Origin of the sequence: Luteimonas yindakuii (assembly GCF_004803715.2) — a bacterium.
Taxonomy (GTDB): domain Bacteria; phylum Pseudomonadota; class Gammaproteobacteria; order Xanthomonadales; family Xanthomonadaceae; genus Luteimonas; species Luteimonas yindakuii.
The window spans coordinates 2792689-2812344 of record NZ_CP039383.2 but is presented as its reverse complement, the minus strand read 5'-3'; the positions used below and the strand labels follow the sequence as shown (position 1 = coordinate 2812344).

Annotated in this window: 15 protein-coding genes; 7 read left to right on the top strand and 8 right to left on the bottom strand. The window is 69.8% G+C overall.

The genetic code is table 11. The features are described from left to right. Positions 1 to 8 precede the first annotated feature (8 nt). Complete coding sequence (locus E5843_RS13015; protein ID WP_136412875.1) at positions 9 to 986, top strand: transaldolase; 978 nt, start codon at positions 9 to 11, stop codon at positions 984 to 986. 76 nt (positions 987 to 1062) lie between these two features. Here the strand turns inward: E5843_RS13015 and E5843_RS13010 are convergent, their stop codons facing one another. Genes E5843_RS13010 through E5843_RS13000 form a run of 3 tightly spaced genes read right to left on the bottom strand, consistent with a single transcriptional unit; the run spans position 1063 to position 3675 of the window. Next, the gene (locus E5843_RS13010) at positions 1063 to 1776 is read right to left on the bottom strand and encodes a methyltransferase domain-containing protein (protein WP_136412874.1); all 714 of its coding nucleotides are present in this window, start codon (positions 1774 to 1776) and stop codon (positions 1063 to 1065) included. Between the two features lie 31 nt (positions 1777 to 1807). Beyond that, on the bottom strand, positions 1808 to 2425 hold the full coding sequence (locus tag E5843_RS13005; protein WP_134674331.1) for an SGNH/GDSL hydrolase family protein: 618 nt from the start codon (positions 2423 to 2425) through the stop codon (positions 1808 to 1810). Continuing rightward, positions 2425 to 3675: an aminotransferase class I/II-fold pyridoxal phosphate-dependent enzyme gene (locus tag E5843_RS13000; protein WP_134674330.1), complete on the bottom strand. Its 1251-nt coding sequence runs from the start codon at positions 3673 to 3675 to the stop codon at positions 2425 to 2427. The genes E5843_RS13005 and E5843_RS13000 overlap by 1 nt, the downstream gene beginning before the upstream one ends. Positions 3676 to 3815: 140 nt before the next feature. Between E5843_RS13000 and rsgA the strand changes: the two genes are divergently transcribed. From rsgA to E5843_RS12985, 3 genes are all read left to right on the top strand, one after another. After that, complete coding sequence (rsgA, locus tag E5843_RS12995) at positions 3816 to 4889, top strand: ribosome small subunit-dependent GTPase A (protein WP_341867478.1); 1074 nt, start codon at positions 3816 to 3818, stop codon at positions 4887 to 4889. Positions 4890 to 5171: 282 nt separating this feature from the next. Next, positions 5172 to 6440, top strand: coding sequence for a peptidase MATCAP family protein (locus E5843_RS12990; protein WP_136412873.1), 1269 nt, complete (start codon positions 5172 to 5174; stop codon positions 6438 to 6440). A 74-nt stretch (positions 6441 to 6514) separates the two neighbouring features. Then, the gene (locus E5843_RS12985; RefSeq protein WP_134674328.1) at positions 6515 to 8806 is read left to right on the top strand and encodes an NADP-dependent malic enzyme; all 2292 of its coding nucleotides are present in this window, start codon (positions 6515 to 6517) and stop codon (positions 8804 to 8806) included. Between the two features lie 250 nt (positions 8807 to 9056). On the opposite strand, the gene E5843_RS12980 is transcribed toward E5843_RS12985, so the two are convergent. From E5843_RS12980 to E5843_RS12965, 4 genes are all read right to left on the bottom strand, one after another. After that, positions 9057 to 10319 (bottom strand): cation:proton antiporter, encoded by a 1263-nt coding sequence (locus tag E5843_RS12980; RefSeq protein WP_141066068.1) that lies wholly within the window; start codon positions 10317 to 10319, stop codon positions 9057 to 9059. Between the two features lie 97 nt (positions 10320 to 10416). Beyond that, positions 10417 to 10788 (bottom strand): response regulator, encoded by a 372-nt coding sequence (locus tag E5843_RS12975; protein WP_136412872.1) that lies wholly within the window; start codon positions 10786 to 10788, stop codon positions 10417 to 10419. Positions 10789 to 10790: 2 nt separating this feature from the next. Next, positions 10791 to 11231, bottom strand: coding sequence for a response regulator (locus E5843_RS12970; RefSeq protein WP_134674325.1), 441 nt, complete (start codon positions 11229 to 11231; stop codon positions 10791 to 10793). Next, positions 11228 to 13036, bottom strand: coding sequence for a sensor histidine kinase (locus tag E5843_RS12965; protein WP_134674324.1), 1809 nt, complete (start codon positions 13034 to 13036; stop codon positions 11228 to 11230). The genes E5843_RS12970 and E5843_RS12965 overlap by 4 nt, the downstream gene beginning before the upstream one ends. Positions 13037 to 13364: 328 nt before the next feature. Between E5843_RS12965 and aceE the strand changes: the two genes are divergently transcribed. Further along, positions 13365 to 16052 (top strand): pyruvate dehydrogenase (acetyl-transferring), homodimeric type, encoded by a 2688-nt coding sequence (gene aceE, locus E5843_RS12960; protein ID WP_141066067.1) that lies wholly within the window; start codon positions 13365 to 13367, stop codon positions 16050 to 16052. Between the two features lie 486 nt (positions 16053 to 16538). After that, positions 16539 to 17354 carry a DUF4142 domain-containing protein gene (locus E5843_RS12955; protein WP_136412871.1) on the top strand — a complete coding sequence of 272 codons (816 nt, stop codon included), beginning with the start codon at positions 16539 to 16541 and terminating at the stop codon, positions 17352 to 17354. Between the two features lie 86 nt (positions 17355 to 17440). Here the strand turns inward: E5843_RS12955 and E5843_RS14450 are convergent, their stop codons facing one another. Beyond that, on the bottom strand, positions 17441 to 17791 hold the full coding sequence (locus E5843_RS14450; RefSeq protein ID WP_141066066.1) for an excalibur calcium-binding domain-containing protein: 351 nt from the start codon (positions 17789 to 17791) through the stop codon (positions 17441 to 17443). A 195-nt stretch (positions 17792 to 17986) separates the two neighbouring features. Here E5843_RS14450 and E5843_RS12945 point away from each other — a divergent pair, with 195 nt between their 5' ends. After that, complete coding sequence (locus E5843_RS12945) at positions 17987 to 19585, top strand: MFS transporter (protein WP_136412869.1); 1599 nt, start codon at positions 17987 to 17989, stop codon at positions 19583 to 19585. Positions 19586 to 19656 lie beyond the last annotated feature (71 nt).

The following is a 19656-nucleotide window of genomic DNA, read 5'->3' as shown; positions in this document are numbered from 1 at the left end:
GCCCCGCCATGTCCGCATCCGCCACCGCCAGCCCGTCCAAACTCGCGCAGCTGCGCGACATGACCGTCGTGGTGGCCGATACCGGCGATGCGGGCGCGATCGAACGGCTGAGGCCGGTGGACTGCACCACCAACCCGACCCTGGTGCGCAAGGCGCTGGACCTGCCGGTGTACGCGGAGCTGGTGGAGCGCGAGCTCGAAGCCGCGCGCACGCAGGGTGGCGATCCGGCTGAAACCGCGCGCAGCGTGGTCGACCGGCTCACCATCGGCGTCGGCGTGCACCTGAGCGGGCTGGTGCCGGGGCGCGTCTCGACCGAGGTCGATGCCGACCTGTCGTACGACACCGACGCCACCGTCGCCAAGGCGCGCGCGTTCATCGCCCTGTTCGAGGCGGCGGGCGTGAAGCGCGACCGCGTGCTGATCAAGATCGCCGCCACCTGGGAAGGCATCCGCGCCGCCGAACAGCTGCAGCGCGAGGGCATCGACTGCAACCTCACGCTGATCTTCAACCACAGCCAGGCGATCGCCTGCGCCGAGGCCGGTGCGTTCCTGATCTCGCCCTTCGTGGGCCGCATCCTCGACTGGCACGTGGCCCGCGGCGATACGCCGGCCAGCATCGACGAGGATCCCGGCGTGCGCTTCGTGCGCGACGTCTATGCCGAGTTCAAGCGCCGCGGATCGCGGACCGTGGTCATGGGCGCATCGTTCCGCTCCACCGCGCAGGTGGAGGCGCTCGCCGGCTGCGACCGCCTGACGATCTCGCCGGAGCTGCTGGAGAAGCTCGACACCGACTACGGCGACCTGCCGCGCGTGCTGGTTCCCGAAGCACCCGATGACGAACCGCGCACGCCGATCGACGCGGGGCGGTTCGCCGCCGACCTCGAGGCCGATGCGATGGCCAGCGAGAAGCTGCGCGACGGCATCAAGGCATTCGCCGCCGATCTCGACGCGCTGCGTGCGTCGGTGGCGGCGCGGTTGAAGGGTTGATCGTTCCGGAGCAAATGCGCCCTCACCCGCCCCTGCGGGGGCACCCTCTCCCGCAAGCGGGAGAGGGGTCGACGCCCTAGCGCTCCGCCACCACCAGCCAGTTGTTGAACGGGGTGTTGCCGTACAGCGGCGCGAAGGTTGCGCGCATCCCGGCATTGGCGAGCATCTCCTCCAGTCCGTCGCGGGTCGGATAGCAGCGTGCGCGCTCCTGCATCCAGCCGACCAGGCTGGCAAGGCGGTCGGCGATGCGGGTGGTGCGGCTGCGCCGGCTTTCCTCCGACAGGCCGGTGCGGATCACCAGGCGTGCGCCGGGCGTCAGCATCGCGCCGACGGTCGACAGCAGCGCCTGCTGCGCCGGCTGCTGCAGGTACTGCAGCACGTCGAGGATCGCCACGCTGCCGGCATGCGCGGGCGTGGTGCGCGCCAGGTCGACGACGTCGAAGTGCACGTCTTCCAGCCCGCTGCTCGTCGCCACGCGACGGCCGCGGCCGATCTTGTCGGCGTCGATGTCCACGCCGTGATACGGCATCGATTGTCCGTCCTGGCGCAGCGCATGCGCGAGCAGGCCGAGCCCGCAGCCGAGATCCAGCACCGGCGCCGTGGTGCCGCGCAACGCGGCCAGCACGCCGGGATACAGCGGGTCGCTGCGCAGCTTGATCAGCGTGTAGTAGTAGTCATGGCGGTTGCCCAACGGATGCGCAGGCGCGAATGCGCGGGCAATGCTGCGCGCGCGCGCCGGTTCGAGCGGGCGTCCGTGGTCGGCGGCGATGGCGCCGGCGGTGTGGGTCATGCGTGGGAATCCTTGGCCGGCAACGCCGGGGTCATGCGGTCAACAGCCGGCGTGCCTCGGGCAGAGCCAGCGCGGTCCATTGCGCGTACATCGCCGGCGACGGATGCAGGCCGTCGGCCACCAGCATCCGCGATGCCTCCGGGTTGCGGGTGGCGAAGGTGACGTCCACCCAGGCCACGTCGCGTGCCTTGCAGCACTGGCCGGCGGTGGCGTTGTAGGCGTCGATGTCGCGGGCGATATGCCGGGTGTCGCGGCCGGAGGCGGCGGCGAACGGCGTCACCCCCCAGTCCGGGATCGACAGCGCCAGCACGCGGTCGGCGCGACCGCCGGCGAAGCCGATCGCACGCTGCAGCAGGCCGTCGAACTGCGCGCGGTAGTCGTCCACGTCGCGACCGCGGTACTGGTTGTTGACGCCGATCAGCAGCGTCACCAGGCCATAGCTGCCGGTGATGCCGGCGGCATCGATCGCGGCGTCGAGTTCGTCGGTGCTCCAGCCGGTCTGCGCGACGATGCGCGGCGGCGCCACCGGGATGCCTTCGTCGCGCAGCGCCGCCGCCAGTTGCTGCGGCCAGCGTTCGTGTTCGGCGACACCTTCGCCGATCGTGTAGCTGTCGCCCAGCGACAGCATCGCGATGCCGGTGCCGGCCATCAGGCGACCGCCGCGCAGTCGATGTCGTCGCGCACCGCCACGGCGCGGCGTTCGAGCACGCGGTCAATGCGGCCGAACACCTCGCGCACCTGCGCCGGTTCCGGCAGCAGCGTGACGCGGAAGCGGTTGCGTTCGGCGAGGTTGAAGCTGGACCCGGGCACCACCAGCACGTCCTCGGTCTCCAGCAGTTCCAGCGCGAACGCGTGGTCGTCGAATCCGATCGCCGCCGGGCCATGCACGGCGGGGAATGCGTACAGCGCGCCCGCCGGTGCATGTAGCGACAGGTGCGCACTCGCCGCGCAGCTCTCGATCACCGCACGGCGCGCCTCGTACAGGCGCCCGCCGGGTGCGCACAGCGCGCCGATGGTGTCGGTGCCGTGCAGCGCCGCCTCGATCGCGAACTGTCCCGGCACGTTGGCGCACAGGCGCAGCGCGCCGAGCAGGTCCATCGCGTGGTGGTAGTCGCCGCTGGCCAGCGGATCGCCCGACAGCACCGCCCAGCCCACGCGCCAGCCGCAGGCGCGATGCACCTTGGACAGCCCGCCGAACGACAGGCAGGGCACGTCGCCGGCCAGCGGCGCCAGCGGTTCGAACACCGCGCCGTCGTAGAGGATGCCGTCGTAGATCTCGTCGGACATCAGCAGCAGGCGGTGCTTCGCCGCGATCGCGACGATGCGCTCCAGCAGCGCACGCGGGTAGACCGCGCCGGTGGGGTTGTTGGGGTTGATCAGCACGATGGCGCGGGTACGCGGCGACACCAGCGCCTCGATCTCGTCGGGATCGGGCAGGAAGCCTGCATCGGCCCGGCAGCGGTAATAGACGGGGCGGCCGTCGTTGAGGATCGTCGCCGCCGACCACAGCGGGTAGTCGGGCGAGGGCAGCAGCACCTCGTCGCCGGGATCGAGCAGGGCGCGCAGCGAGATGTCGATCAGCTCGCTGACGCCGTTGCCCACGAACACCCGCTCCGGCGTCGCCCCGTGCACGCCACGCGCGCGGTGGAAGGCGGCGATCGCCTCGCGCGCGGCCGGCAGGCCCTGCTGGTGGGTGTAGGGATCGGTGTCGTGGATGTGGTCGGCGATCGCGCGCTGCAGGTGCGCAGGCGCGCGGAACCCGAACGCGCCGGGGTTGCCGATGTTGAGCTTGATCAGGGTGCGGCCCTGCGCTTCCAGCTCGCGGGCGCGGCGGGCGAGCTCGCCGCGGATCTCGTAGCGCACTTCGGACAGGCGTTCGCGGGTCTTGATCGTGGGCATCGGTGTGGGCGCGAGTGTGGGCGGGACCGCAGCGGCAAGCCTAGCGGAAACCCCTCGCGCGTTGTGCCGCACGACAGCCGTGCAGCCATGCGGCCGTCCGACGCATAGACTGCGCGCATGACCTGCCTGCCACCCTGCGCGTGACCGCCTCCGCCATCACCACCCCCGCCCACGACGCGCTGCGCGCGATCGGCTGGCCGCATGCCGGCGCCGTGCCCGATGGACCATGGCGCGAGGCGATGCACGCGCATCCGCGGGCCGCGCCGGCGCGCGTGGTCGAGCAGCACCGCACCGGATATCTGGTTGCACAGGCGCCTGACGAGGCTGTCGGCGTGGAATCGCTGCCCGAGTGGCAGCTGCCGCGCTGCCCGCCGGAGCAGCGCGCCGCGGTCGGCGACTGGGTGCTGGTCGAGGACGGTCGCGTGGTCGTGCTGCTGCCGCGACGCACGGTGATCAAGCGCGGCGCCGCCGGCGAGCATTACCGCCAACAGGTGATCGCCGCCAACATCGACCGCGTGCTGGTGGTGTGCGGGCTCGATGGCGATTTCAATCCGCGCCGCATCGAGCGCTACCTGCTGCTGGTGCGCGGCGGCGGTGCGGAACCGCTGATCGTGCTGACCAAGGCCGACCACGGCAGCGCCGAGGTCGACGCCGCACGTGAAGCGCTGGCCGACGTGGTGGGTGCGGACGTGCCGGTGATCGCGGTCAACGCACGCGATGCCGCCAGCGCCTCTGCACTGGCACCGTGGCTGGGCGAGGGCGTGACCGCGGTGCTGGTGGGAAGCTCCGGCGCCGGCAAATCCACGCTCACCAACACCCTGCTCGGGCGCGAACGGATGCGCACCGGCGAGGTGCGTGCATCCGACGACCGCGGGCGCCACACCACCACCCATCGCGCACTGATTCCGCTGCCGTCGGGCGCCTGCCTGATCGACACCCCGGGCATGCGCGAGCTCAAGCCCACCGGCGAGGAAGTCATCGCCGAGAACTTCACCGACATCGAAGCGCTGGCCGAGCAGTGCCGCTTCCGCGACTGCGGCCACTGCAACGAACCGGGCTGCGCGGTGCGTGCCGCGGTGCAGGCCGGCACCCTCGACCCGGCGCGTTTCGCCAACTTCCTCAAGCTGAGCGACGAACACGCCGCGGCTGCGCGCCAGCTGGAAGAGCGTCGGCGCAATCCGCAGCCGACCTCGGGGTCGAAGCGGCGTCGCTGAGGGACTTCGCCAGGCCCGCTCCCGAGAGCGGGTAAGCCGAAGGGGCGGGTGAGGGCGACCGCGACCGCTGCAGGCCCGTACCGCGAACAGGGCAGTGGCCGCAGCCGGGGATGTTGGTGCCTGCCACGCCGGTCGCATTGCCTCGGGCCTGAACCCCGGATGCGCTGTGTGCCTGTCCGGGCTCGAGCATCCGCCGCTGGGTGCGCCGGTCGCGATTTCCGCATTGGAGCGGCGCACGCGATCGGCTAGCGTGGGGCGCCTGCCACCCGCGGAACCGCTCCGATGACCGACCCCGTCGCCCACCACGCCGCGCTCGACCGGCGCATGGTCGCGGCCGCGCGGGGGGTACGCGTGCTGGCGCTGGCCAGCTGGCCCGCCAGCGTGCAGCGGCGCTTCCTTGACGAGGTGATGGCCGGGCGCCTGGCGCTGCCGCGGGTGGTCTATCCGCCGCATGACTTCAGCCAGGCGCGACACGAGTTCGATGCGATCGCCGCCGAAGCCGACGCCGCGCATCCGCTGGGGATCTACCTGGTCGAGTCCGCGCGGCAGTGGTCGATCGCCGCCGAGCTGGTGGAATCGCTCGGCACGCCGGCCGTGGGCGCGCACTCGCTTGCGCTCTACGGCGGCCCCGGCGACGCGCTGCCCGGTGGCGAGGTGACCGCGCGCGATGCCGCGCGCCATTTCATCGGCATCGCCGACGAGTTCGATACCGAGCTGATCGCCCCGCATGAGCAGGTGGAGATCTCCGCCACCGCGCTGCAGCTGTGGCTGCAGGGCGAACTGGACCAGTTCTTCGCCGGTCGCGTGGTGGCGGTCGAACTCGATCCCGAACTGATCGCCAAGGCCGCCGCGGGCGCCTACCGCATCCGCCTGCGCAGCGGCGCGGCCTATACCGACTACGACCGCCACCAGCTGCTGCAGCACGAGGCGCTGGTGCATTCGCTCACCGCGCTCAACGGCCGCGAGCAGCCGGTGCTGGGCAGCCTCGCGCTGTCGTCGCCGCGCATCACCGCGGTGCAGGAAGGGCTGGCCACGATGGCCGAGCAGATCACCGGCAACATCGACATCGAGCGCCTCAAGCGCATCGGCCTGCGCATCGAAGCGGTGGCGCTGGCGCTGGACGGCGCCGATTTCATCGAGGTCTACCGTTACTTCCTCGATGCGGGCCAGACCGCGGCCGAGAGCTTCGCCTCCGCGCAGCGCGTGTTCCGCGGGGTGCCGGTGGAAGGCGGCTACGCCTTCACCAAGGACACCGTGTACCTGCGCGGGCTGATCGACGTGCACACGTTCTTCCGCCGTGCGCTGGCCGCCGGCCGGCTGCGCCTGTGCCGGCTGCTGTTCGCCGGCAAGATGACGCTGGAGGACGTGATCCGCTTCGAGCCGCTGTTCGACGATGGCACGCTGCTCCCGCCGCACTGGCTGCCGCCGTGGGTGGCGCGCGCCAACGGGCTGGCGGGGATGCTGGCGTTCTCGCTGTTCGCCAACCGCATCCGCCTGGGCGCCGTCGACGGGCCCACCGGCAAGGGGCCGATCGCCCCGGCGCCGGGGTAGGCGGCCGCAGGCCCGGTCCGGGCGCGGGGGTTAGAATCCGGAGCCCCTTCGCGTATTCCGGCAGACCGCTCCCGATGTCCAACGACGATTTCAAGCAGGCCGCCCTCGACTACCACCGCCAGGCGCCGGCGGGAAAGATCAAGGTCAGTGCCACCAAGCCCATGCTCACCCAGCGCGACCTGGCGCTGGCGTATTCGCCGGGCGTGGCCTATGCCTGCGAAGCGATCGTCGCCGATCCCACCACTGCCAGCGACTACACCGCGCGCGGCAACCTGGTGGCGGTGATCTCCAACGGCACCGCGGTGCTGGGCCTTGGCGACATCGGCCCGCTCGCCGGCAAGCCGGTGATGGAAGGCAAGGGCGTGCTGTTCCAGAAGTTCGCCGGCATCGACGTGTTCGACATCGAGATCGACGAGCGTGATCCCGACAGGCTGGTCGACATCATCGCCTCGCTCGAACCCACGTTCGGCGGCATCAACCTCGAGGACATCAAGGCGCCCGAGTGCTTCGTGGTCGAGCGCAAGCTGCGCGAGCGGCTGAAGATCCCGGTGTTCCACGACGACCAGCACGGCACCGCGATCATCGTCGGCGCGGCGGTGGTCAATGCGCTGGAGATCGCCGGCAAGAAGATCGAGGACGTGCGCATCGCCACCACCGGTGCCGGGGCCGCCGGCATCGCCTGCCTGGACATGCTGGTGGCGCTGGGCGCGCGCCCGGACAACATCCTCGCGTTCGACCGCGAGGGCGTGATCCACAGCGGGCGCACCGATCTCGACGAGGCCAAGGCGCGCTACGCGCGCGACACGGACAAGCGCAGCCTGGCCGAGATCGTCGATGGTGCCGACCTGTTCCTGGGGCTGTCGGCCGGCGGCATCCTCAAGCCGGAGATGGTCGCCACGATGGCGCCGAAGCCGGTGATCCTGGCGTTGGCCAACCCGTATCCCGAGATCATGCCGGCCGATGCCCAGCGCGCGCGTCCCGACGCGATCATCGCCACCGGGCGTTCGGACTACCCGAACCAGGTCAACAACGCGGTCTGCTTCCCGTACATCTTCCGCGGCGCGCTCGATGTCGGTGCCACCGGCATCAACGAAGCGATGAAGCTCGCCTGCGTGCGCGCCATCGCGCAGCTGGCGAAGGAAGAGGCCAGCGACCTCGGCAGCGCGTACGGCGAGGAGATCCCGAGCTTCGGCCCGGAATACATCATTCCGCGCCCGTTCGACCAGCGCCTGCTGACCCACCTGGCACCGGCGGTGGCGCAGGCGGCGATGGATTCCGGCATCGCGCTGCGGCCGATCCACGACATGGACGTGTACCGCGAGAAGCTCAAGCAGTTCCTCTACCGCACCGGCCTGGCGATGAAGCCGATCTACGACCGCGCGCGGTCCGACCTGCAGCGCGTGGTCTACGCCGAGGGCGAGGAAGAGCAGATCCTGCGTGCGGTGCAGACGGTTATCGACGACCGCCTGGCGTTCCCGATCCTGATCGGCCGCCCGGAGGTGATCGACAACCGCATCCGCCGGCTGGGCCTGCGCATGCAGGCCGGGCGCGATTTCGAGATCACCAACATCAACGACGATCCGCGCTTCAACGAGTACTGGCAGCAGTACCACGCGATCGTCGAACGCCGGGGCGTGACCCCCGATTCGGCCAAGAGCCTGCTGCGCTCGCGGCCGTCGCTGATCGCGGCGCTGATGGTCAGGCGCGGCGAGGCCGACGCGATGCTGTGCGGCATCGTCGGCCGCTTCCACAAGAAGCTCGGCTACATCCGCAGCGTGTTCCCGCTCGAGCCCGGCGTGCAGAGCACCTCGGCGATGACCGGCGTGGTCAACGAGCGCGGCATCTGGTTCTTCCTCGACACCCATGTGCAGCTCGACCCGACCGCCGAACAGCTGGCGGAGAGCACGCTGCAGGCCTCCTACCGGCTGAAGCTGTTCGGCATCGAGCCCAAGGTGGCGCTGCTGTCGCATTCGAACTTCGGCAGCCACGACAACGCCAGCGCACGCAAGATGCGCGAGGTGCGCGAAATCCTCGCCCGCCGCGCGCCGAAGCTCGAAGTGGACGGCGAGATGATGGGCGACGCGGCATGGGACGAGACCCTGCGCCGGCGCATCTTCCCGAACTCCACGCTGTCGGGGCGGCCCAACCTGTTCGTGCTGCCGAACCTGGACGCCGCCAACATCACCTACAACATGATCCGGGTGATGACCGATGGCGCCGCGCTCGGGCCGATCCTGATGGGCCTGTCGGCGCCGGTGCACGTGATGACCTCCACGGCCACGCCGCGGCGGGTGATCAACATGACCGCGATCGCGGCGGTCGACGCGCAGATCCGCAAGGCCCAGCGCGGGCAGGAACAGGGCTGACGGCTGATTGAAGTCGGGCCCAGGCCCACGGCGGCCCGTGGTTACCCCCTCTCCCGCAGGCGGGAGAGGGGAAATCAAAGGCTTTTCCGGCCTTGCACACTCTCCCGCCGGCGGGAGAGGGAAGTTTGGCGGGCCTCCTGGATTGAAGCCCCTTTTCTGCGGCGGCATTGACCGCTACCGCGCGGGCACCCGCAGGACCTGCCTGGTGGTTGAAGTCGGGTCCGGGCCCGCTACCGCAGGGGTGAATCCGCTACTGCGTTCCCGCCGCCAGTACCGCGTCACGCGCCGCGTGCCGGCGCATGATCCAGTTGAACAGCGGCGTCGCCATCAGGGTGCTGAGGATCGCCATCAGCACCAGGATCGAGAACAGCCCCGGCTGGATCACCCCGGCCTGCAGGCCGATGTTGATCAGGATCAGCTCCATCAGCCCGCGTGCGTTCATCAGCGCACCGATCGCCTGCGCATCGCGCGGGCTTTCGCCGGAGGCGCGCGCGGCGGCCCAGCACGCCAGGCCCTTGCCGGCAAACGACGCCACCAGGATCGCGATCGCGGCCAGCAGGATGTCCGGGTCCAGCATCATCCCGAGCTGGGTGTTGAGCCCGGAGTAGGTGAAGAACATCGGCAGGAAGAACACCACCACGAACGGCTGCAGCATCTCGCGCAGGCGCGCGGTGAGCGCGCCACGCGGCATGCAGGCGCCGAGCAGGAAACCGCCGAACACCGCGTGGATGCCGATCGCGTCCATCGCCCAGGCGCTCAGGCAGAACAGCACCAGCACGATCGCCAGCACCGTCGACGACAACGGCTGGTCGGGCCTGACGCGCTCGGCCAGCATCCGCAACCCGCGCCGGCCCACCGTTAGCATGAACACCGCATAGGCCACGCCGCCGCCGATCGCCCACCAGGCGCTGTCCCAGCTGCCGCCGAAGCTCGCCAGCACGATGGCGAGGAAGCACCACGCCGCGGCGTCGTCCACCGCACCCGCGGTCAGCGCCAGCGTGCCCAGCGGGGTGCCGGCCATGCCGCGCTCGTGGATGATCCGCGCCAGCATCGGAAACGCGGTGATCGCGATCGCCGCGCCGAGGAACAGCGCCGCCTCGCGCCAGGCGATATCAGCGGCGAACAGGCCGGGCACGCCGAGCAGCCACGGTGTCAGCAGCAACGCCAGCGCGAACGGCGCGATGATGCCGGCCAGCGACACCAGCAGCGCACCGCGGAAGCGGTTGCGGAAGTGTTCGGTACTGAACTCGGTACCGACCAGGAACATGTAGAAGCCGACGCCGAACTGGGCGAACACATACAGCGTGCCCAGGGTCTCGCGCGGGAACAGCGCGGCCTGCGTCTCCGGCATCAGCCAGCCCAGCAGCGATGGGCCGAGGGTGACGCCGGCGATCATCTCGCCGACCACCTGCGGCTGCCCGAACCGCCGCCCCAGCGCCCCGACGAGGCGGCAGGTGAGCAGGATCACCGCCGCCTGCAGGAAGAAATAGACCGACAGCTGTGCGGTGGGCATGCGGGGAGGCTCGCGGAAACCGGGGGCCGATCATACGCGCGCGCCCGCGCATCGCACGCGCGATCCGGCCGTCAGGCGCGATACCCGGCGCGGTGGATCAGGCCTTGAGCAGCTGCCGGACCAGGCCCGGCAGCGGGGCGAGGTCGTCCTTCAGCAGCAGGCCTTCGACCGGCTCCGGCGGCGGCTCGCCCAGGAACAGCGAACCGGTCAGGTAGACGAACGGCAGCGCCGGATCATGCGCACGCGCCAGTGCCAGCGCTTCCTCGCCGGAGAATCCCGGCAGGTTGAGGTCGGAGATCACCAGTTGCGGCGCGAACCCGGCCAGTGCCGCGCGCACCGTGTCGGCGGTGTCGGCGCGGCGGCAGGTGAACGCCAGCCCGGCGTCGCGCAGGGCGATCTCGGTCAGCTCGGCGTCGTCGCGCGAATCGTCGACGAGGAGGATGCGCCAGGGCCCCGCGCCGTCGGACATGGTCAGTCGTTCTCGGGCGCTTCGTTGAACACGGCCCAGAACTTGCCCAGCGTGCGCACGGCCTCGAAGAACTGGTCGACGTCGACCGGCTTGACCACGTAGGCGTTCACGCCGAGGTCCCAGCTGCGCGCCAGGTCGCTTTCCTCGCGCGACGACGACAGGATCACCACCGGCAGGCGCTTGAGCGATTCCTCTTCGCGCAGCTGCTTGAGCACTTCCAGCCCGTCCATGCGCGGCATCTTGATGTCGAGCAGCAGCACCGCCGGATCGGGGTCGGTGCGGTCGGCGTACTTGCCACGACGCAACAGGTAGTCCAGCGTCTCCACGCCGTCCTCGACGTGGACGATGGGGTTCACCAGATGGGCCTCGCGCAGCGCATCGATCGCCATCTCGGCATCGTGCGGGCTGTCCTCGGCGAGGAGGATCGTGCGGATCTCGGTCATTGCGTCTTCTCGGGCTGGGTGGCGATTTCGCCGGTCGCGGGGAGGGTGAAGTGGAACGAGGCGCCCTTGCCGGGCTCGGATTCGGCCCAGATGCGGCCGCCATGGCGCGACAGCACGCGGCGCACACTGGCCAAGCCGATGCCGGTGCCGCTGAACTCGCTCGGCGCGTGCAGACGCTGGAACACGCCGAAGAGTTTGTTCGCGTACTGCATGTCGAAGCCGGCACCGTTGTCGGTGACATGGAACAGGTGGCCGCCGTCGTCGGTCTGCTCGTAGCTGACCCTGATCCGGGCCGGCTCCGAGTTCGCACTGTACTTGACCGCGTTCCCGAGCACGTTCAGCCAGACCTGGCGCAACATGTTCTCGTCGGCGATCACCACCGGCAGGTGGCCGACGTCCCAGACGATCCCGTGGTCCGGGTTCTCGGCATGCGCATTGGAATCGAGCATCGCGCGGGTGTCGGTGACCATCGACTGCACGTCCACCATCTGCAGCCGCAGCGCGCTGCGGCCCAGGCGCGAATAGACCAGCAGGTCGTCGATCAGCGCCGACATGCGCCGCGCCGAGCCCGAGATCACTTCCAGATAGTGGCTGCTCTTGTCATCGGCCTGGTCGCCGATATGGCGGCCGAGCTTGTCGGCGAAGCCGGCGATGTGGCGCAGCGGCGCGCGCAGGTCGTGCGAGACCGAATAGCTGAACGCCTCCAGCTCGCGGTTGACGTCGGACACCTGCTCCACCTTGCCTTCCAGCTGGCGGTTGAGCTCGCGGATCTGCCGCTCGTGGATCTTCTGCGCGCTGATGTCGCTGGCGGTCAGCAGCACCGCCATGTCGTCGGAATCGGGCAGCACCATGCGCCGCGCCGACAGCAGCATCACCCGTTCCACCTCGTCGGCGGTGCGCTGGGTGACTTCGAAATCCCACAGCTCACGGCCGCGGGTGAGCACGTCGGTGAGGCGGCGCAGCACCTGCGGATCGTTCCAGGCGCCGCCGCCGAACTCGACCAGTGGCTGCCCGCGCGCATCCTCCACGTCCACGCCGTAGAGCTCGGCGAACGCCGCGTTGTACATCAGCACCCGGGTATCGGCATCGACCAGCGCGATCGGCTCGCGCACGGTGTCGAGGACCACGGTGGCGCGGCCGCTGGCCAGCACGGCGTCGCGCTCGGCCTCGAGGCGCTGCTGGCCCTGGCGCAGGGCGAACCAGGCCAGCGTGCCCAGCAGCACCAGCTGTGCGGCCAGCGCGAACCAGCCCAGCGCATCGGCACGGCGCATCGCGGTGGCGGCAGTTGCCTGGCGCTCCTGCAGCAGGCGATGCTCCTCGGTGTTGATGTCCTCGATCAGGTGGTGGATCGGGTAGCGCGTGAGCAGGGTCGCCACCTCGTCGGTGGTGGGCCGCCGCTGGGCGTTCATCATCCGCTCCACTTCGCTCAGGCGCAGGTCCAGCATCGAGTGGAACTGCCCCAGCAGGCGCTGCTGCACGGGGTTGTCGCGGGTCAGCTCCTCGAGCTCTGCGAGCTGCGGTGCGATGCGCGGACGGCTCAGGTCCATGCGCTCGGTCAGCAGTTGGGCCTGCACACCGTAGGCGTGGCCCAGCGCGCTGGATTCCAGGTTGCGCACGTCGGCGGCGAGCGAGCTCAGCCGCGCCTCCACCTGCAGGCTGTGGGCGACCAGGCGCTGTGCGTCGCGGCTGGCCAGCGCCGCCGCCTGGGTCAGCAGGAACGGCGCGATAACAATGGCCGCGATCGCGAGCACGAGGCCCGGCAACTGCAGCTTCGACCAGGTGGTGGGGTTTGGGGAGGCGAACATGGACTCGGGACTGGGCGCGGCGGATGGGCGTCGGTACCGATGGTCCTCCCCCCAAGGAGTGGTCGCGCAGCAGCGCGTCCGTGGGCCGGCTGGGCAACCGCGGGATCATCGCCGGATTGCGTGAAAATCGCGTGAAGAATGTCGTCACAGGTGCGCCGTGCCGGCGGCGCCGCCGGCGCGCTAACGTACCGCCACGCATGGAAAAAAATCACGGTTGCCGCGGTGGTAACCGCTTCCACCGGACCGGTGGAAGGGTGACGCCCCTGTTAGAATCCGGGGTCTCTTTCCCGATGACCCAGCGGCCGCACGGCCGCGAGCGGAGCTAGCGATGAACTGGTTGAACGAGCTTCTGGAACACGACACCGATCCCACCGAGACCCGCGAGTGGGTCGAGTCGATCAAGGCGGTGATCGATGCCGACGGCCCGGAGCGCGCCCACCACCTGCTCGAGAACATGGTCGAGCTGACCCGTCGCGCTGGCGCCCACATGCCGTTCGCGCCGACCACCGAATACATCAACACCATCCCCGCGCACCTCGAGCCGAAGATGCCGGGCGATTCCGACCTCGAATGGCGGATCCGCTCGATCATCCGCTGGAACGCGATGGCGATGGTGGTGCGCTCCAACCGCCGCCCGGGCGACCTCGGCGGCCATATCGCCAGCTTCGCCAGCGGCGCCACGCTGTACGACGTCGGCTTCAACCACTTCTGGCGCGGCCCTGAGGGCGACCACCCCGGCGACCTGATCGGCGTGCAGGGCCACAGCTCGCCCGGCGTCTATGCCCGCTCGTTCCTGGAAGGGCGCATCAACGAGTCGCAGCTCGACCACTTCCGCATGGAGGTCGACGGCCTCGGCATCAGCTCCTACCCGCATCCGTGGCTGATGCCCGATTACTGGCAGCTGCCGACGGTGTCGATGGGCCTGGGCCCGATCGCCGCCATCTACCAGGCGCGCAACTGGAAGTACCTCGAGGCGCGCGGCCTGATGCCGAAGACCGACCGCAAGGTGTGGTGCTTCCTCGGTGACGGCGAGACCGACGAGCCGGAGAGCCTGGGCGCGATCTCGATCGCCGGCCGCGAGGGCCTCGACAACCTGGTGTTCGTCGTCAACTGCAACCTGCAGCGCCTTGATGGCCCGGTGCGTGGCAACGGCAAGATCATCCAGGAGCTGGAAGGCAACTTCCGCGGTGCCGGCTGGAACGTGGTCAAGCTGATCTGGGGCAGCTACTGGGATCCGCTGCTGGCCAACGACCGCGACGGCATGCTCAAGCGCCTGATGATGGAAACCGTCGACGGCGAGTACCAGAACTGCAAGGCCTTCGGCGGCGCGTACACGCGCGAGAACTTCTTCGGCAAGTACCCGGAGACCTCCAACCTGGTCGCCAGCCTGAGCGACGAGGACATCTGGCGCCTCAACCGCGGCGGCCACGACCCGCACAAGGTGTACGCGGCCTACCAGAACGCGATGGACACCAAGGGCCAGCCCACGGTGATCCTGGCCAAGACGGTCAAGGGCTACGGCATGGGCACCGCCGGCGAGGCGCTCAACCCCACCCACCAGACCAAGAAGCTCGACGACGACGCCGTGCGTGCGTTCCGCGACCGCTTCAAGATCCCGGTCACCGACGAGATGCTCAAGGACGGCGCGGTGCCGTTCTTCCACCCGGGCGAGGACTCGGAGGAAGTGCAGTACATGCGCGAGCGCCGCAAGGCACTCGGCGGCTACATCCCGCAGCGCCGCCGCAAGGCCAGCCAGGCGCTCACCGCGCCGAAGCTGGAGGTGTTCGACCGCCTGCTGAAGTCCACCGGCGAACGTTCGATCTCCACCACGATGGCCTTCGTGCAGGCGCTGGGCATCATCCTGCGCGACAAGGAAGTGTCGCCGCGGGTGGTGCCGATCGTCGCCGACGAGGCGCGCACGTTCGGCATGGAAGGCCTGTTCCGCCAGCTCGGCATCTATTCGCCGCAGGGCCAGATGTACAAGCCGGTCGACCGCGACCAGCTGATGTACTACCGCGAGGACGCGGCCGGCCAGGTGCTGGAGGAAGGCATCACCGAGGCCGGTGCGTTCGCCAGCTGGATGGCCGCGGCCACGAGCTACAGCACCAACGACCTGCAGCTGCTGCCGTTCTACATCTACTACTCGATGTTCGGCTTCCAGCGCATCGGCGACGCTGCCTGGCAGGCGGCCGACATGCGCGCGCGCGGCTTCCTGCTCGGCGCCACCGCCGGCCGCACCACCCTCAACGGCGAGGGCCTGCAGCACCAGGACGGCCACGCCCTGCTGCTGGCCGGCGCGATCCCCAACTGCCGCAGCTACGACCCCACCTTCGGCTACGAAGTGGCGGTCATCCTGCAGCACGGCATGAAGCGCATGCTGGAAGAGCAGGTGGACGAGTACTACTACATGACCCTGATGAACGAGAACTACGGCCACCCGGACATGCCCGAGGGCGCCGAGGCCGGAATCATCAAGGGCATGTACCTGCTCAAGGATGCCGGCAAGCCGAAGAAGAACGAGCTGCGCGTGCAGCTGCTGGGCGCCGGCACCATCCTGCGCGAGGCCATCGAAGCGGCTGCGCTGCTGGACAAGGACTTCGGCGTCACCGCCGACATCTGGTCCTGCCCGAGCTTCACCGAACTCAGCCGCGACGGCTACGACGTCGAGCGCCACAACCGCTTCCATCCGGAAGGCGGGCAGAAGAAGCCCTACATCACCAGCCTGCTGGAAGGCCGCCAGGGCCCGGCGATTGCCGCGACCGACTACGTGCGCGCCGTGGCCGACCAGGTCCGCGCCTTTGTGCCGATGACCTACACCGTCCTCGGCACCGACGGCTTCGGCCGTTCCGATACCCGCGCCAACCTGCGCCGCCACTTCGAGGTCGACCGCTTCCATATCGCGCATGCGGCGATCGATGCGCTGGCCAAGGACGGCAAGATGACGGCGAAGGACGTGGCGCGGGCGATCAAGCTGTACAGGATCGACAGCGGGAAGCCGAATCCGTTGGGGGTTTGATTCGCCGGATTCGCGCAAGGGAAGAAGGCGGCCATTGGCCGCCTTCTTCATTCGAGGGTTGCACGCCTGGCTGTCGGGAAGCCGCTTCAGCCAACCGGAGCGTCGCTGCCGCGGGCACCGCATCGGGCATAGGCGACCACGCCGACCCGGAGAAGCTCGATGACTTGCAGGGTCTCGAGCACGAGGTTCGGTATCCATCGGGCGGGCCCGCTGGTGGGACTGCGCACCTCGGCACGGATGTGGGCGTGATCCTCGGCGGCAGAAGCACGGGGGACGTTGCGGTCGTGGTTGGTAACAAAGTCCCTGGATCCCCGCCTTCGCGGGGATGACGTGGGACGTTGATTGCCAAGGACATGGCGCGGGGGTCGCTTGCTGGAGCCTGCTCTTTCTTCGCGAGTCCTTCACGAACGCGCTGTCTTTGGCGTTCACTGCGCTATTCCATGGCCGGGCGTAGGTTCGCGACTCCACCTCCCCCAGGCTATCGCCATGAAATCCGCAACCACCCTGCTTGCCGCCTCGCTTGCGCTTGGCCTTGTCGCTTGCGGTGGCAACAACAACGACGAAACCGGCGACGAAACCGTCGGCGCCGGCATGACCGCAGGCGACACCGCCGCGGCCACCACGCCGATGGATACCGGCGCCGATGCCTCCACCATGGCCGCAGCCACGTCCGCGACGGCCGGGCAGCGGGGCGCCCAGGGTGACCACAAGGCGCTCGCGGCCGTGCAGGAAGTCGATCGCCACGAAATCGCCGCGGCCGAAGATGCGCTGGCGAAGAACGTCGAAGGCGATGTGCGCGCCTACGCCGAGACCCTGCGCGACGAGCACACCCGCAACCTCGATGCCACGCAGCGCCTGCTCGGCAGCAGCGGCGCCGGCACCGGCATGGCCGGCCATGACGCCATGACGGGCACGGGCACGGGCACGGGCATGGGCACCAGCGGGACCACCGGTGCCGCCGCGGGCTCGACCACCGGGCCGGCCGGCGCCGGTACCACCGGCACCACCGCGACCGACGCGATGGCCGGCGGCTCCGGGATGGCCGAGGACGCCGACCTGCGCGTGATGCGCGAAAAGCACGAGGCCGAGCGCCAGCGCCTGTCGCAGCTGCAGGGCGAGGAGTACGTGACCCCCTGGCTCGCGGCGATGGTGAAGGGCCACGAGGAGGCGCTGGCGAAGCTCGACAACGAGCTGATCCCGAATGCCACCGACGCCGGGGTGACCCGCCACCTGCAGACCACCCGCACCGCCATCGCCAGCCATCTGGAAACGGCGCGCTCGCTGCAGTCTGCGAAGCGCTGATCACTGGCTGACCAGCGCGGACATGCACGCAGGGCCTTCGGGTCCTGCGTTTTTTTCGTCGTGATCCGCGAAACCGGTGCGCTGCTTCAGCGCCCGCGATACGGCTCGCAGCCGATGCCGTCGTCGTCGCGATCGAGGTGGGGAGCGTAACCGGGGTCGCCGCGGCGAACCGGGGCTGCACCCGCGGCGCGCGCTTCGGCACAGTTGCGGAATGCACCCCGCGACGCAGGCACCGGGCTGGAGTCGATGCGGGCCGGTGCCAGTCGCTGTGGCGACGGGCGGGCGGGCGGGGCCGCGGCGGACGCGCGATGGCAGTGGTAGCCGCCGTTCTTGCGGTCGTGATGGCAGCCGTGGCGATCGAGGCCGCCGCCATGTGCGTGCACCGTGCCAGCCGCAAGCGCGAGCGCCGCCGTGCACAGGTGGAAGAGCGTTCGCATGGACGGGTCCCCGGTCATTCGACCACGGAACCCTTGCATGGCGCGTGCCGTCCGGTGGATGTGCCCGCGCCCCGCGGATCGACGGCAACGCCCACCTTCGACATACGCACCTGCCGTCCGGCGGGCGCCATCGCAAATCACCGGCGATCGCCCGTCGTCGCCGGCGCTACCATGCGCGCTCTCCGGGGAGGCGCCATGAGTCGAGCAGGATTTTCGTTCCACCATCCCATCGCGTTCTGGATGGGATGCGCGCTGATCACGGCGGGTGTGCTGTCGCACGGGCCGATGTTCATGATGGGCCAGCACACCCACTGGCAGATGGTCGGCATGGCGATGACCACGGAGATGTGGGTCGGCATGACCATCATTCCGATCGGCCTGGCGCTGTCGGCCTGGGGCATGCTGCCGCGCGCGCCGACCGGCATGCAGCCGGGCATGAGCGCGCCGCTCAACTTCCACGTGGCCGATGGGGTGCCGCTCAATCGCGCGCACTGGACGCTGGTGACGGTGCTGGTGGTCACCCTGGCGATCGACGTGATGAAGCCGGCGACGCTGGGCTTCGTGATGCCGGGCATGCGCGCCGAGTACGGCATGGACAGTTCGGGCGCCAGCGTGCTGGCGCTGTTCGCGCTCACCGGCACCACCGTCGGCTCGGTGGTGTGGGGGCGCGTGGCCGACCGCTTCGGACGACGCTCGGCCATCCTGCTGTCGGCGCTGATGTTCATCGGCACGGCGATCTGCGGCGCGATGCCGTCGTTCGGCTGGAACCTCGCGATGTGTTTCCTGATGGGCGCGTCGGCAGGTGGCCTGCTGCCGATCACCTTCACCCTGATGGCGGAAACCGTGCCGGCGCATCACCGCGGCTGGCTGCTGGTGGCGCTGGGTGGCCTGGGTACGTCCGGTGGCTACCTGCTGGCCGCCGGCGCGGCAGCGGTGCTGGAACCGATGTTCAGCTGGCGGGTGCTGTGGCTGCTGGGCCTGCCTACCGGCGCGCTGATCATCGTGCTCAACCGCTTCATTCCGGAATCGCCACGCTTCCTGTCGAGCATGGGCATGCATGCGCAGGCGCGCGCGTTGCTGGCGCGTTTCGCCGGCCCGGGTGGCCGCGTCGAGCGCGACGACGATGCGCACCCGCCGCCACCGGTCATCGATGAAAGCCATCCGGTGCTGGGCACCCGCGATCTCGTCCGCGGCCGCCACGCGGCCATCTCGTGGAGCCTGCTGGTGGCGGGCACCGCCTGGGGCCTGGTGAACTTCGGCTTCCTGCTGTGGCTGCCGACCAACCTCACCGCACTCGGCGTCGATGCGGCGGCGGCCAGCGCATTGCTTGCGCGCTCGGCGTTCTACGCGCTACCGGGGATCGCACTGGTGATCTGGCTGTATTACCGCTGGAGCAGCTTCAGGTCGCTGGTGCTGTTCCTGGGCCTGACGGCGGCGACGCTGATGGCGTTCGCCGCGCTCGATGCGCTGGGCGTGCGTTCGGCGTCACTGACAACCGCCACCATCGCCGCCTTGCTGATCAGCGTGAGCGGCGTGATCGCGATGCTGATTCCCTATGCCGCGGAGATCTATCCACTGCGGCTGCGCGGCACCGGCTCGGGCGTGATCGCCGCCAGTTCCAAATTCGGCGGCATCCTCGGCGCGGGCCTGGGCGTACTCGGGTTCTTCGACCACTTCGCGCTGTCGGCCGCGCTGCTGGCGCTGCCGATGGCGGCCTCGGCGCTCATGCTCGGCCGCAGCGGCGTGGAGACGCGGGGGCAGCGGCTGGAAGAGATCCAGGCGCGCTTCGCCTGATCACGGATGCCGGGGCGACGCGCGATCATGATGGATTGCAGCGGTCACGCGGGCGCATTCCATGCGTATGC

Bases quoted from the DNA above. Each gene is read 5' to 3' on its own strand.
- E5843_RS13015 (WP_136412875.1), top strand. From the start codon at position 9: ATGTCCGCATCCGCCACCGCCAGCCCGTCCAAACTCGCGCAGCTGCGC.
- E5843_RS13010 (WP_136412874.1), bottom strand. From the start codon at position 1,776: ATGACCCACACCGCCGGCGCCATCGCCGCCGACCACGGACGCCCGCTC.
- E5843_RS13005 (WP_134674331.1), bottom strand. From the start codon at position 2,425: ATGGCCGGCACCGGCATCGCGATGCTGTCGCTGGGCGACAGCTACACG.
- E5843_RS13000 (WP_134674330.1), bottom strand. From the start codon at position 3,675: ATGCCCACGATCAAGACCCGCGAACGCCTGTCCGAAGTGCGCTACGAG.
- E5843_RS12990 (WP_136412873.1), top strand. From the start codon at position 5,172: ATGACCGACCCCGTCGCCCACCACGCCGCGCTCGACCGGCGCATGGTC.
- E5843_RS12985 (WP_134674328.1), top strand. From the start codon at position 6,515: ATGTCCAACGACGATTTCAAGCAGGCCGCCCTCGACTACCACCGCCAG.
- E5843_RS12980 (WP_141066068.1), bottom strand. From the start codon at position 10,319: ATGCCCACCGCACAGCTGTCGGTCTATTTCTTCCTGCAGGCGGCGGTG.
- E5843_RS12975 (WP_136412872.1), bottom strand. From the start codon at position 10,788: ATGTCCGACGGCGCGGGGCCCTGGCGCATCCTCCTCGTCGACGATTCG.
- E5843_RS12970 (WP_134674325.1), bottom strand. From the start codon at position 11,231: ATGACCGAGATCCGCACGATCCTCCTCGCCGAGGACAGCCCGCACGAT.
- E5843_RS12965 (WP_134674324.1), bottom strand. From the start codon at position 13,036: ATGTTCGCCTCCCCAAACCCCACCACCTGGTCGAAGCTGCAGTTGCCG.
- aceE (WP_141066067.1), top strand. From the start codon at position 13,365: ATGAACTGGTTGAACGAGCTTCTGGAACACGACACCGATCCCACCGAG.
- E5843_RS12955 (WP_136412871.1), top strand. From the start codon at position 16,539: ATGAAATCCGCAACCACCCTGCTTGCCGCCTCGCTTGCGCTTGGCCTT.
- E5843_RS14450 (WP_141066066.1), bottom strand. From the start codon at position 17,791: ATGCGAACGCTCTTCCACCTGTGCACGGCGGCGCTCGCGCTTGCGGCT.
- E5843_RS12945 (WP_136412869.1), top strand. From the start codon at position 17,987: ATGAGTCGAGCAGGATTTTCGTTCCACCATCCCATCGCGTTCTGGATG.